Origin of the sequence: Flavobacterium ginsenosidimutans, assembly GCF_037478105.1 — a bacterium.
Taxonomy (GTDB): Bacteria; Bacteroidota; Bacteroidia; order Flavobacteriales; family Flavobacteriaceae; genus Flavobacterium; species Flavobacterium ginsenosidimutans.
Map to the genome: position 1 here is coordinate 2,664,895 of NZ_CP147988.1, position 13,099 is coordinate 2,677,993.

General features: G+C 31.8%; 16 protein-coding genes and 1 tRNA gene. 10 read left to right on the plus strand and 7 right to left on the minus strand.

The window, feature by feature from the left end:
• Nucleotides 1-300 precede the first annotated feature (300 nt).
• The 5 genes from V6624_RS11750 to V6624_RS11770 all read left to right on the plus strand — a co-directional run bounded on the left by V6624_RS11750 (nucleotide 301) and on the right by V6624_RS11770 (nucleotide 5,183).
• The gene (locus V6624_RS11750) at nucleotides 301-1,413 is read left to right on the plus strand and encodes an FAD-dependent oxidoreductase (RefSeq protein ID WP_338841837.1); all 1,113 of its coding nucleotides are present in this window, start codon (nucleotides 301-303) and stop codon (nucleotides 1,411-1,413) included.
• A complete protein-coding gene (mtgA, locus tag V6624_RS11755) occupies nucleotides 1,413-2,201 on the plus strand; it encodes a monofunctional biosynthetic peptidoglycan transglycosylase (protein WP_111287137.1) in 789 nt (262 codons plus the stop codon). Before V6624_RS11750 ends, mtgA begins: the two co-directional genes overlap by 1 nt.
• The gene (locus V6624_RS11760; protein WP_338841838.1) at nucleotides 2,179-3,147 is read left to right on the plus strand and encodes a lipid A deacylase LpxR family protein; all 969 of its coding nucleotides are present in this window, start codon (nucleotides 2,179-2,181) and stop codon (nucleotides 3,145-3,147) included. The genes mtgA and V6624_RS11760 overlap by 23 nt, the downstream gene beginning before the upstream one ends.
• Before the next feature lie 63 nt (nucleotides 3,148-3,210).
• On the plus strand, nucleotides 3,211-3,477 hold the full coding sequence (locus V6624_RS11765; protein ID WP_111287133.1) for a hypothetical protein: 267 nt from the start codon (nucleotides 3,211-3,213) through the stop codon (nucleotides 3,475-3,477).
• Between the two features lie 689 nt (nucleotides 3,478-4,166).
• Nucleotides 4,167-5,183: a type I restriction enzyme HsdR N-terminal domain-containing protein gene (locus V6624_RS11770; protein ID WP_338841841.1), complete on the plus strand. Its 1,017-nt coding sequence runs from the start codon at nucleotides 4,167-4,169 to the stop codon at nucleotides 5,181-5,183.
• Nucleotides 5,184-5,474: 291 nt separating this feature from the next.
• Here V6624_RS11770 and V6624_RS11775 read toward each other — a convergent pair whose 3' ends face one another.
• Entirely contained in the window at nucleotides 5,475-6,059 is a 585-nt protein-coding gene (locus V6624_RS11775; protein WP_338841843.1) for an SMI1/KNR4 family protein, read from the minus strand.
• A 242-nt stretch (nucleotides 6,060-6,301) separates the two neighbouring features.
• Between V6624_RS11775 and V6624_RS11780 the strand changes: the two genes are divergently transcribed.
• On the plus strand, nucleotides 6,302-6,523 hold the full coding sequence (locus V6624_RS11780; protein WP_338841845.1) for a hypothetical protein: 222 nt from the start codon (nucleotides 6,302-6,304) through the stop codon (nucleotides 6,521-6,523).
• A 75-nt stretch (nucleotides 6,524-6,598) separates the two neighbouring features.
• Here V6624_RS11780 and V6624_RS11785 read toward each other — a convergent pair whose 3' ends face one another.
• Nucleotides 6,599-7,000, minus strand: coding sequence for a hypothetical protein (locus V6624_RS11785; protein ID WP_338841847.1), 402 nt, complete (start codon nucleotides 6,998-7,000; stop codon nucleotides 6,599-6,601).
• 127 nt (nucleotides 7,001-7,127) lie between these two features.
• Nucleotides 7,128-7,201: transfer RNA gene (locus V6624_RS11790), tRNA-Ala, on the minus strand.
• A 347-nt stretch (nucleotides 7,202-7,548) separates the two neighbouring features.
• Here V6624_RS11790 and V6624_RS11795 point away from each other — a divergent pair.
• From V6624_RS11795 to V6624_RS11810, 4 genes are all read left to right on the plus strand, one after another.
• On the plus strand, nucleotides 7,549-8,313 hold the full coding sequence (locus V6624_RS11795) for an enoyl-CoA hydratase/isomerase family protein (protein WP_338841849.1): 765 nt from the start codon (nucleotides 7,549-7,551) through the stop codon (nucleotides 8,311-8,313).
• A gap of 90 nt (nucleotides 8,314-8,403) precedes the next feature.
• Nucleotides 8,404-8,580, plus strand: a complete 177-nt coding sequence (locus V6624_RS11800; protein ID WP_204251683.1) for a hypothetical protein — start codon at nucleotides 8,404-8,406, stop codon at nucleotides 8,578-8,580.
• A 33-nt stretch (nucleotides 8,581-8,613) separates the two neighbouring features.
• On the plus strand, nucleotides 8,614-9,066 hold the full coding sequence (locus V6624_RS11805) for a 6-pyruvoyl trahydropterin synthase family protein (protein ID WP_111287117.1): 453 nt from the start codon (nucleotides 8,614-8,616) through the stop codon (nucleotides 9,064-9,066).
• Between the two features lie 87 nt (nucleotides 9,067-9,153).
• Nucleotides 9,154-9,897 (plus strand): UDP-2,3-diacylglucosamine diphosphatase, encoded by a 744-nt coding sequence (locus tag V6624_RS11810; protein WP_111287115.1) that lies wholly within the window; start codon nucleotides 9,154-9,156, stop codon nucleotides 9,895-9,897.
• 60 nt (nucleotides 9,898-9,957) lie between these two features.
• Here the strand turns inward: V6624_RS11810 and V6624_RS11815 are convergent, their stop codons facing one another.
• The 4 genes from V6624_RS11815 to V6624_RS11830 form a co-directional block, all read right to left on the minus strand.
• Nucleotides 9,958-11,169: a cytochrome c3 family protein gene (locus V6624_RS11815; RefSeq protein WP_338841852.1), complete on the minus strand. Its 1,212-nt coding sequence runs from the start codon at nucleotides 11,167-11,169 to the stop codon at nucleotides 9,958-9,960.
• 83 nt (nucleotides 11,170-11,252) lie between these two features.
• The gene (locus V6624_RS11820) at nucleotides 11,253-11,609 is read right to left on the minus strand and encodes a hypothetical protein (protein WP_111287111.1); all 357 of its coding nucleotides are present in this window, start codon (nucleotides 11,607-11,609) and stop codon (nucleotides 11,253-11,255) included.
• Between the two features lie 81 nt (nucleotides 11,610-11,690).
• Nucleotides 11,691-12,554, minus strand: a complete 864-nt coding sequence (locus V6624_RS11825; protein WP_111287109.1) for a carboxypeptidase-like regulatory domain-containing protein — start codon at nucleotides 12,552-12,554, stop codon at nucleotides 11,691-11,693.
• A gap of 125 nt (nucleotides 12,555-12,679) precedes the next feature.
• Nucleotides 12,680-13,036, minus strand: a complete 357-nt coding sequence (locus V6624_RS11830) for a hypothetical protein (RefSeq protein WP_111287107.1) — start codon at nucleotides 13,034-13,036, stop codon at nucleotides 12,680-12,682.
• Nucleotides 13,037-13,099: the final 63 nt, after the last annotated feature.

Below are 13,099 nucleotides of genomic sequence, written 5' to 3' on the forward strand. Positions count from 1 at the left end.
TTTAAAATCCCAAACTTTAAAATTCCAAATCCCAATTATTGTTAAAATTTCAAAAACGCTGTCTTTAAATTTTTATTCGCCACTAATTCACGAATTTTTATTCTTAAACATTATCAAAAAAGCAATTTCAAGTTTTCGTCTTGTCACCCTAAGCGAAGTCGAAGGGCGCATAGTTGAGAGGCTTCTCCAAAAGTCTCGGGACGTTCATCATACAAAAAAATGAAATCGTTGAGGGTTTCGAAATTTAAAAAATTGTAATTTAACCCAAGATTGGAATTTGGAATTTAATTCAACACAAAGATGGAACTAAGCTATTGGGAACTTAAAAATTGGTTTACGAATGTCGATTACACAATTGTTGGCAGTGGAATCGTTGGCTTGCATACAGCATTACGCTTGCGCGAAAGATTTCCTGCTGCTAAAATTCTGGTTTTAGAACGTGGAATGCTGCCACAAGGCGCAAGTACCAAAAATGCCGGTTTTGCTTGTTTCGGAAGTATTTCTGAAATTCTAGAAGATTTGAAAACGCATTCAGAAGAGGACGTAGTGCATTTGATTGAGAAACGTTGGAAAGGGCTTCAATTACTTCGAAAAAGATTAGGAGATTCGGCAATTGATTTTAAGCCTCACGGCGGATATGAATTATTTTTGAAAGAAGATGATTTTGGATTTAATGAATGTGTTGCTAAAATTCCGTTTATCAATGAAATTCTGAAATCACTTTTTAAAGCCGATGTTTTTTCGAAAGAAGTAGACCGTTTTGGATTTCAGAATATTCAAGATTATTTGATTTTTAATCCGTTTGAAGCACAAATTGATACTGGAAATATGATGCAGGAATTATTGAAACAAGCAGTTTCGGCAGATATTTTAATTTTAAATCAGCAGACGGTGACTTCTTATGTTGATGCAGGAAATCATGTCGAAGTAGTTTTAAATGATTTTAGTTTTAAAACTCAAAAATTGTTTTTTGCAACCAATGGTTTTGCAGGATCTTTAACCAATGGAGCGGTAAAGCCAGCAAGAGCGCAAGTGCTTATTACAGAGCCTATTCACAATTTAGATGTCAAAGGAACGTTTCATTTAGATCGCGGGTATTATTATTTCAGAAATATTGGAGACCGAATTTTATTAGGCGGAGGACGAAATCTTGATTTTGAAGGTGAAACTACAATCGAATTTGGACAGACGAAAATTATTCAAAATAAATTGGAAGATTTACTGAAAAATGTAATTTTACCAAATCAGGATTTTCAGATTGCGCACCGATGGAGCGGCATTATGGGAATCGGAAATAGTAAGAATCCTGTCGTTACTCAACTTTCTGAAAATGTGTTCTGCGGAGTGCGTTTAGGCGGAATGGGAGTGGCAATAGGAAGTTTAATAGGAACAGATTTAGCAGATTTAATATAATGGCAGCAACCAAAAAACCAGCACCAAAAAAAACAACAGCAACTAAACCTAAACCAAAAACGTCTTCAAAAAAAGGAAATCGTTCTTTGGGTGAAAAAATAAAATGGTTTTTTATCAAAGCTGCTTTATGGTTTTTTGGAATATCAATTGGATCGGTTATATTTTTTAAATACGTTCCAGTGCCATTTACTCCTTTAATGATTATTCGTGCTATCGAAAATAAAATGGCAGGAAAAGAAGTATATTTTGACCACGATTGGGAACCGATCGAAAAAATATCAATGAATCTTCAAAAAGCAGTTATCGCGAGCGAAGATGCAACATTTTTAACGCATAACGGTTTCGATTTTAAAGCACTTCAAAAAGCATATAAAAGCAACGAACGCGGACGTAGAATTCGTGGCGGAAGCACCATTTCGCAGCAAACCGCTAAAAACGTCTTTTTATGGCAAGGAAAAAGCTATTTCCGTAAAGGTCTAGAAGCTTATTTTACAGTTCTAATTGAATTGATTTGGGGGAAAGAACGTATCATGGAAGTTTATCTGAACAGTATCGAAATGGGAGACGGAGTTTACGGAGCTTATGCAGCAACTGAACATTGGTACAGACGTGATGCTTCTAGTTTAACGCCAATGCAGGCAGCGGGAATTGCGGCAATTCTTCCAAATCCAAGAAAATTTAAAGCTACAGGTTCTTCAAGTTATATCAGTAGAAGAAAAGAACGAATTGTTCGTGAGATGCGTTACGTTGGAAAAATATATTATAATGGTAAAGAAGAGAAGAAGTAAAAAAACACTTTTTGCTTTTCTGATATTGACCGTAACGCTCACTTTTGGACAAGGAAAAACTGCAGAAATAGGTTTTATATCTGATAACGATTTATACACATCGTCTAAATATGATATGTATTATACTAATGGTCTAGAGCTTTTTTATAGGTTTTTATCAAAAAACGATAATCCAAAAATCAATAAAAAAATTACCGAATTTAGAATAGGGCAATATATTTACAATCCGCGATTTTTAAACAAAGAAGCAGTTACAGTAAACGACCGACCGTTTACAGCTTATCTTTTTGCAGAAGCTGGTAGAAGTTTTTTTTATGAAAGCGAATCGGTATTAAAAACCGATTTTCAATTGGGTTTTATGGGGCCAAATGCTTTGGGAGAAGAAACTCAGGTTGGTTTTCATAATATTATAGGTTACAAAAAAGTTTACGGTTGGGAAAACCAGTTGCATAATGCTTTCGGCGTTCAGGCCCATGCTATTTATTCTAAAAAAATGTTTCCTTCAAAACATAATGATTTTGTAGATCTTCATTGGCAGTCAGAAGGTAATTTGGGAACCATTTTTTCAGGTGTTTCAACAGGATTTATGGCTCGATTTGGGTTTAAAAAACTGCTTCCAATTTACGATTCTAATATGTATGATGCTTCGGTAAGTGCGCATGATCAGCCAAATATTAGAGAATTTTATTTCTACGCAGCGCCAAGTGTCAATTATCAGTTTTATGATGCTACAATTGAGGGAAGCATGTTTAACGACACAAGTCCAATTACTTTTGAATTGGAGCCACTTCGTTTCAATGCCGAAGCTGGTTTAAAATATCGTCACAATAATTTCAATATCTCGTATTCTTTCCTATACCGCGGAAGAGAATTGAATGATCCAGGAATTGATACTAATTCTGGATATTTTTATGGGTCTATAAGGATGGGGTTTTTGTTGCGTTAAGTATTCTTGCCACAAAGGCACAAAGACACTAAGATTTTTTCGGAATAAAATTTAAAAAAAGTTATGGAAATCTGGTTAGAAAAATCTTTAGCGTTAGTAAAAAATAGTTCAATCAATTTAGATGATATAGATTATAAAAATATGATCTATTTATTTTACGAATATTTCTCAGACAGAAATCTAGCCAAGTTTATTTCTTGTTTGTATGATCTAGATGAAACTATATTACTTAACGAAATATATCATGTCATTGCAAATAAAGAATATGATTTGGATGAAGTTGAAAGAATAATGGTTTGTTTGAGAAAGTGGATTTTATCAATGGGCTGAATTGGATTAAAAGTCATTTTCAAATTAAACTGTTTTAGCTTGAGGTTGTTTTTGAGGTAATAAGGACGGGGTTTTTAATTAGGTAATTTTTTGAGTAAAATTTAAATCAATATGATTGGATATATTGTCTTCTTCGTTTTCTTAGCCATTTTTACTTTTGCTTGTATTAGATGGGGAACATTTTTGATTTCAGATTTAATAGCGGGACTTATTTTGTCCGTTTTCTTTACTTATTGTCATTTTGAAGATTTTAATAAAGGTACAATTCTGATCTTTTTGATGAATTTGATTTTCTATCTCTTTCAATTTATTTCGTCTGTATTCATTTATTTTGATAAAGGAAACGAAAAAAGAAGTTACTGGATATTTACCGTCCTTGGATTTGTTTTTTTAATGGTGATAGAAAAGATGATATTAAATTTTAATGATGCTTTTTTGGGAATGTATCTTCCTATTGCATTAGCTTTTTTTCCTATATATTTTTTAAAGTACTATTTTAAATATATCAAAGAGGAAGTTTGATGTTTTACAACACAATAAAACGAATATGGTTTTCCGTAAAATTTATTGTAAATAAAATTTGATATTTGTTTGTGTAAGCTAATGATTTTTAAAATCTTAGTAATTGATTTATTTTTATTAGTTTAGTTCTGATTTTACAGTTTGTCTAACTAACCATCAACCAGAAAATGACCACAAACATACCTAAGCAATCCATTAATCAGCTAAGAAAAACTCTTGAAAATTTTAAAATTAACGAGGCAATAGAGCTTTGCACCAATGAAGCCCAAACTCGTAAATTTTTGATTGAACCATTTTTTCAACTTTTAAACTATATTTCTAATGATTTGATTCCAGAATTCAATGCGGATTTTGGAGAACGTGTAAGTCAGAAAATTGATTACGCTATATTTCTTAATAAGAAGGAAACCATTCTTATAGAGGCAAAAAAATATAATAGTAAACTAAGTGATAAAGAAGCGGGTCAGCTTAACGGGTATTTTAGTAATACAAAAAGTTCAAGAATTGCAATTTTAACTAATGGAATTGAATATAGATTCTATTCAGATATTTTATTACCAAATGTAATTGACACTAAACCTTTTTTTATATTCAATTTGTCTAATTATTCTGATAAAGATCTAGAAACTCTTATTAAGTTTGATAAAAGATATGTGGTAATTAGTGAGATAATTAAAACTGCGCAAGATTGTGTTTTTGCGGAAGATTTTGAAGCAGGTTTGTTAAAGGAGTTTATAGTGCCTTCAAAAGATTTGTTGAAAATTATTCACAGGAATATGAACTTTAAGACCAAATTCAATGATGAAACGCAAGGTAAAATGATTACAATGATTAATTCTGCTTTGTTGAAATCTTTATATGATAAAAAAGTTCTTGCAGAATCAAATTCAAATACTGGTGGAATTATTACAACTGAAACAGAAATTCAGGCTTATCATACGATAAGAACTTTGTTAATACAAAATAAGAAAATTCCAAGTCAGAGAATTTTCTTTAAAGATTTTAAGAGCTTTTTTAACATTAGTATTGATGATCATCCTAAAAAAGTTATTTGCAAATTGGTTTTTACTGATGCAAAATTGAAAATCGCTATTGAAAATAATGAGTATTTATTAAGTAATGTAGATGATGTTTTGAAGTATAAAAATGAATTAATAAATAGGACGCTACTTTTGCTTGAATAATAAGTCTAGTAAGATATTTTTTCAATTGCCTCCAGCTTTAGCTGGAGGTTTTTAATTTAAGCAAATGGGCTTTAGCCAAATTAATAGAATATTTTGGCTAAAGCCTATTTGAAGGCAATATTTTTTGACCTCCAGCTAAAGCTGGAGGCAATTTATTTCTTTAATAATTCGATATAGTTATTGTTATGTTTCTCTCATTATAATGAGCTTAATTCGCACATGATTTTTAACGTTTGTTATTTGTTGTTTTGATTACAACGAAATATTGGCTATTATTTTTTTTATAACAGTTTAATCCCATCGACTTAAATTTCCTTCAGCTCTTTCAAAAAGTTCTTGCAATACACTTTTTAGTGTTCTTTCAGGAATTCCCGTTTCTAACATCTTAAGTAATTGATTTGCAGTTTTTCCAAGATCATCTTGATGAGAATATAAATTCATGAAATTTCCATTTTGGTCGAAAATTATGTATTCGCCGCTCTCGCATCCGTCTTCTTCAGCCATGATCCAGCCGATACAAGGAAAAGCTTCATTGATTTTTGCAGTTTGTTCTTTTGTAAGCAGTTCAAATTCCTGAAATTCGGGTCTGTCATTTCCCCAAAAAGCCACAATCATATCGATAATTCCAGTAGATTTATGTACAAATCCAGATCGTCTTTCAATATTAGAGAGAAGGCTTTGAGGAGAAAAAATACTGAAAATTTCTTCGGATTCGATGCCGCCAATCGTTTTGTAAAATGCTTTTAATTGTTCTGGAATGGGTTGCGAAAAATGAGAAGCTAATCTATCTATTTCTTCCTCTGTTGCTGGAGTTGCTTCTTTTATTTCATCATATTCAAGTTCACAAACAGAAAGGCGTGTTTTTATTTGTTCCATATCGTGTGGTATAATTTTTTAGTGAATGTAAGAATGTAAAAATGAAAAGAACAAATCCGATTAAAGTATATTTTTTGAGTAATTGAAATGTTTTGTTTGGATAAGTTTGTTCCATTTGGTTAAGGATTATTGGCATTTCATACAAAAATATAAAACGTTTATTAAAGAAATATCTTTCAAAAGATTTAGTTGTGTCAGAGTAAGTTTTGATTCAGAAGTAAAACACTTAACTCTTTGATAACATGAAAGATGGTTTTAATTATTTATTTTTAATTAAAAATTTAATCATGGATATTAATTGGAGTATAATAGCGATTGTAGCAATATTGGTAATTATCCTTGTTGTGCTAACAATCAGAAAAAATCAGCGTGAAAAAAAGAAACTTGAAAATTTGCTGAACAACGATTTTAAAAAAGCTGAGAAAGATAGAGTTGATGCAGATGATTCTGCTAATGAGAAATAAAGAATAATAATATAAAACCGTTTTTAGTTATCCTAAAAACGGTTTTATATTGTATTGCACTAAAAAAACTAAGACTTATTTTTTAGTGTAAATTCCTTTATAACTGCCTTTTGATTCTATTTGACTATCAGAAATTTTAACAAACTTAAGATTTCTTTTAGCAGAACCAATTTCGTTAAATTGCAGGTTATAAGTACTATCTGTTGCTGTCTCAACAATTTCTGGATCTTCACCTTTTATTATAAAATAGGTAATTTCACCTTTTGCTGAATAAGAATTTCCATTTGGATCAATAATAATATCATTTTTTGTGAATTCAATTATTTTTCCTTTACTATCGCTCCAAGATCCACGAATCCATGCTGGTGGGTTAATGCTTGTTTGGGCTTTCTTTCCGTTGCTGTCAACAATATCTTGATCTTCAGATGTGCACGCATACATAAAAACTACACATAATAATGCTAATAACTTTTTCATCATCTTTATTTTTTTGCAAAGATGGGATTGAAAGTTTTGTTGCTTTGCCTCAATAAGGTTTAATTGTAATAGTTTAGGGTATTTTTGAAATAAAAAAACCGTATCACAAAAGCAATACGGTTTATAGTGGAGAATACCGGATTCGAACCGGTCGCCTCTACGCTGCCAGCGTAGCGCTCTAGCCAAATGAGCTAATCCCCCTAGTTGTTTTGGGTTTTGCATTCGAACCGTCGCCTTCCCGATTTTTCATCGGGACACTCTAGCCAAATGAGCTAATCCCCCTAGTTATTTTGGGTTTTGCATTCGAACCGTCGCCTTCCCGATTTTTCATCGGGACACTCTAGCCAAATGAGCTAATCCCCCTAGTTGTTTTGGGTTTTGCATTCGAACCGTCGCCTTCCCGATTTTTCATCGGGACACTCTAGCCAAATGAGCTAATCCCCCAATGTGTTAAACAAATAAAGTCAATTAATTCTCAAAAAACAAATTTCAAGAAGTCCGAGTGAATTATTTTTCAAAAGCGTAACTTTACCTTTAAATCTAATTTTATGAGTCTAGAAAATGCTAACGGAAGTTTAGAAACTGCCTTTCAAAATACAATTGCGACACTACAATTTGGTCATCCAGCAAGTAATTCTTTTCCGCGTCAATTGTTAGATCGCCTGACTTCTGAAATTAATTCTTTAAGCAGAAATGAAAAAGTTTCAGTTATTATCTTGAAAAGTGAAGGGACTAAAACCTTTTGTTCTGGAGCTTCTTTTGATGAACTTTTAAAAGTAGAAAATGAAGAACAAGGTTTAGAATTCTTTTCTGGTTTTGCACATTTGCTAAATGCAATGCGAAATTGCAATAAACTAATTATTGGCCGTGTTCAGGGAAAAGCGGTTGGCGGCGGAGTTGGAATTATTTCGGCTTGCGATTATGTTTTTGGAACTCCACAAAGCGAAATTAAATTATCTGAATTAGCAATCGGAATTGGGCCATTTGTTATAGAACCGGCGGTTTCTCGTAAAATTGGTAAAACAGCAATGACTGAAATGACTTTGACCGGACATGAATGGAAATCGGCAGAATGGGCGCTTCAAAAAGGACTTTTTTCCGTTTTATGCGATGCTGAAAATCTAGATGAAAAAGTAGATGATTTTGCTAAAAAGTTAAGTTCGTACAATCCTGAAGCTTTATACGAAATGAAAAAGATTATCTGGGAAGGAACAGAAACCTGGGAATCACTTCTTTTTGAACGTGCAGCGATTACAGGAAGATTGGTATTATCCGATTTTACAAGAAATGCATTGCTTCAGTTTAAAAAATAGATATGATATAAGTCATTAATTTTAAATAAACAGAAACATAGTTTTGGAAAATGTTTTAAAATCAAATTTTCACTATATAAATTATTGAACATGACTATCATTTCGTTGCTACAAAAAGTTGACATTGCAGAGAAAATAAAAGATGCTCCAGACAGTGGTTATCAAATTGGTGTTGTAATTGGATCGTTTATTCCGTTTCTGATTTTGGGCGGAATTGCTTTGTGGATGTATAACCGTGCTAAAAAAAGAGACAAAAACGGTTATTAATTTGTAAATTTGCAAGCTTAAAATTAAACTTCGATGAGTAATATCAGAATTACAAAACAATTTAGTTTCGAAACCGGTCACGCTTTGTACGGTTACGACGGAAAATGCAAGAACGTTCACGGACACAGTTATAAATTATCGGTAACGGTTATTGGCTCGCCAATTACAGACCGATCGAATGTGAAGTTCGGAATGGTTATTGACTTTTCTGACCTAAAGAAAATTGTAAAAGAAGAAATCGTCGATCAATTTGATCATGCAACTGTTTTTAATCAGACAACTCCGCATGTTGAATTAGCTGCTGAATTAAAAAATCGCGGACATCACGTTATTTTAGTAGATTATCAGCCAACTAGTGAAAATATGGTGGTTGATTTTGCAGAAAGAATTAAAAACCGTCTGCCTGCTGGAATTTCTCTTTTCTCATTAAAACTTCAGGAAACTGAATCTTCTTTTGCAGAATGGTACGCTTCAGATAATCTGTAAAATAGTTAAAAGTGAAATGTGAAAAGTAAATTGAAAAATGCTTTTTCATTTCACATCTTACATCTCACAATTCACATCTCATATTAAATGAAAAAAATATATTTTGCTTCAGATCAGCATTTTGGTGCGCCAACTCCAGGATTGAGTCTTCCGCGTGAGAAAAAATTTGTGGCTTGGTTAGATGAGGTAAAAGAAGATGCAGAAGCGATTTTTTTACTTGGAGATTTATTTGATTTTTGGTTTGAATACAAAACAGTTGTTCCAAAAGGTTTTGTTCGAATTTTAGGAAAAATGGCCGAAATTCGCGACAGCGGAATTCCTATTTATTTTTTCGTTGGAAATCATGATCTTTGGATGGATGATTATTTTGAAACTGAATTGAACATTCCGGTTTATCACGATAATAAAGAATTTACGTTTAACGGAAAGACTTTTTTAATTGGTCACGGCGACGGAAAAGGTCCTGGTGATAAAGGTTATAAAAGAATGAAAAAGGTATTTACAAATCCGTTTTCAAAATGGCTTTTCCGTTGGTTGCATCCTGATGTTGGCGTTAGTTTAGCCCAATATTTATCAGTCAAAAACAAATTGATTTCTGGCGCTGATGATGTAAAGTTTTTAGGCGAAGAAAATGAGTGGCTAGTTTTATATGCGAAACGAAAACTAGAAACGAAACATTATAATTATTTCATTTTCGGACACCGTCATTTACCAATGATAATTCCTATTGGCGAAGATTCTAAATATGTTAATCTAGGCGACTGGATTGGCTACTTTACGTATGGAGTTTTTGATGGAGAAAATTTTGAACTTAAAAAATTCGAAAAATAGTTTAAAGTTAGTCCAAAGTCGAAAGTCCAAAGTCGCAACCGAAATTTTAAAACAAAATTTTTATTTAGCACTCGCTGGATAAATTCCAATTTTGTGGGTTCTTAAAATATAATTTGATAATTGTTTGCTGTTTGAAAGCTGAAAACTAATGGCGTTTGAAGCTTTTTTAGGCATGTGGCATTCTACACAATTATCGGCTAATAATTTTTCAGGCATTGTTTTAAGCGTCGTTTGATTGTGTTTTAAACCTTGATGACAGCTCATGCAGATTTTAGAATAAGAAGCCATATTCTTAGAAGCATTTTCATGCGGATTATGACAAGTAATACAATCCATTTTTTCGCTGTTCACAAAACATTTGCTTTGCGCCATTAAACGAAATTGATTTCCGTGAACATCAAATTTTGCGGTATCTGTAATGCTTCTCGTTTCACGAAAGAATTCCGATAAATTATCTCCAGGTTTAAACTCAAAACGAGATTTTAATTTCATTCCGTCATTTCCTGCATGACACAATGCACAAGCATCTAATTTTTGCTGTCTGGTAAGAGTTTTGAAACTTGTAATGCTATTGGCAACTTTTACATTTGGGTTTTTCAAATGAAATTCGGCATGTTTTTTTGCGGGTCCGTGACAGCGTTCGCAATCAATTCCGTAAACAATAGTTTTTTTATTGATTACATCTTCGATATCCATCGACATGAAGTTTTTTTCTGCAGAACTCTGATCAACAGTTCGAGAACTGATATTTGAACTGTGACAAGCGTAGCAATCTTTAACGACCATACGGTCAAAATATGGTTTATCAGCTGGAAATCCTGGACTTGTTGCCCAATTGTTTATTGAGTGATAAAAAGAAAGCGGTAATTCGTAAGTATTATTATTTTTCCAATAGACAGATGTCTGTGCGTGTTTTGTTCCAAATACAATTTCGAATTTATATCTATCAGTTTCTTTTCCATTTTTATACAAAACCTGATACAAACTGTCTCCCTGTTTTTCCATCACCAGTTTGGTATCTTTATCATAAATGAAAGTATGGTTTTTAGAATCAAAATCTCCAGAAACATTTCCTAAAATAGCTGGAGCTGTCGCTTTAAAATGTGAACTGTTAAAAACCATTTCTGATTGCACTTTATGGCATTGCACACAGCTTTCAGAACCTGCATAATCAGTTCCACGCGGATCGATATATTCTTCAGATTTATTGTTGCAGCTGACAATGAAAATTGTCGCAAGAATAGTAGTAAGTAGAAATACAGCTTTTTTCATTGCTGTAAATATACTTTTTTTTGAATTGAATCAAAATATATTTCAATAATGAAAAAATGTTGTTAAAATATTTAGAATGCTTCTTAATTCATGCCAACTCCGTAAACATATTCATCCAGTTCAATTTTGAATAAAGAGCCTTCGACCAAATCTTTAATCGATTTTAATTCAGTCATATTTACAGCCAAATCTATCGAATTGCATGGTGTTTTCAATAAAAACTTATGGCAAGAATATTTCATTTCACAAGCTTCACAACAAGAGTTTTCAATCATACTATCTTCAATCAAATCGCAAAATTGATTCAATTCCTGAACTGTAAAATAAAAGCCAGTTTCTTTAAAAACTAATTGCACTTTGTCTGAAATTGTAGTGTTATGATCTTTCCAGTAAAAAGCTATGCCAAAGTTATTATGATATATTTGTTCAATTTCTCTCATCGTAAATCCTTTAATTTCAACAAATATAAATATTATTTATATTAATTCTAAATAAAAGAATCATAAAAAAGAGTAAAACTTTTACTGACACATCATGTTGAGGTAAAAAGTCAAGCTTTGTCCGCTTTTAAACCAATTGGCCATATTTTTTTCTCTGTAAAAACTATTTTCGGTTACGGATGCGGCTGTAGAAATAGAGAAGAATTTGCTTTTTTCATTGGTTTTTATGCTTTCAATCCATTGAATTGTCACAGCAATATCTCCCATTTCTTTATCCAGATAAATGTCGTAAGGTTTTAAATCGACCGTAAACAATCCAAGTTTGTTGTCTTTTACTTCAAAAATTATGTCTTTTTCAATTAAGATTTTGGAAGGAAGACCGTTTTCAACTTTATAAAAGTTCAATCTAAATTTAACCGATTTAAATTCGTTTGAAGTAATGTTGAAATTAAAATTTTCTGCTTTGCAGTCTTTTTTGATTTGAAATTCCATTCCTCTTTCACGGCTTAAATAATCATCAACGGTTTTGTCTAAAGCAGTAAAAAAATTGAAATGCATAAGACCAAGTCCTTTTGAGCTTCTGCCAAATTGTTTTGGTTTAGGTTTTTTGAAAGAGACCACAACTTCCTTCAAAGAATTTTCAGAAGGAATCATTTCAATAACATTATGGTCAGATTTCAGTTGATTGACCAGTAATTTTTTGGTTTCAAAACCAATATGAGAAAAGACAATTGTATCGTTAGGATTTACTTTTTCATTTAATTTTAATTTGAAAATCCCTTTAGAATTTGAAACAGTTCCGACATTTTTATTAGCGATTCCGATATTTACATAATCGAGATCTTCGTTGTTTTGCGTATTTTTCAGTTTACCTGAAATAGCAGATTCTTGAGCGAAAATAGTAGATGTAAAAATAACAGAAAATAAAAATGCGGTATATTTCATTTGCTTGATTTTTAGAATAAAGAAATGAAATAAGATTAAAATTGAATACTCTTTTATTCAATTTTTAACATTTGAAAATAAACTCTTTTACAGCTATTTATAAAGAGTTACAATCGAAGAAAGTTTTAATTCATGCCCGCGCCATGAATATATTCATTGAGATTAAGTCGAAATAAAGAACCTTCAACCAAGTCTTTTATGGAAGTTAATTCAATTGGTGATATTTCTAAATCTATCGCAACATAGGGTGTTTTCAATAAAAAATTATCGAAGGCACGTTTTACACCACGTGTATCATAATCGTTATGGTCTGTTACGCAGTCTTCAATTAAATCGTGAAATTCATTTAATTCTTGAACTGAAAAATAAAATCCCATTTGTTTAAAAAGCAGCTGAATTTTATCTGATATAACTTCGTTGCCTTCTTTCCAATAAAATGAAATTCCAAAATCGTTTCGGTATATCTGCTCGATGTCTTTCATGACAAATTTTTTAGGCCACAAAGATACACTCTGTTTGTATTAATACTTGATTAATAAAAGCAT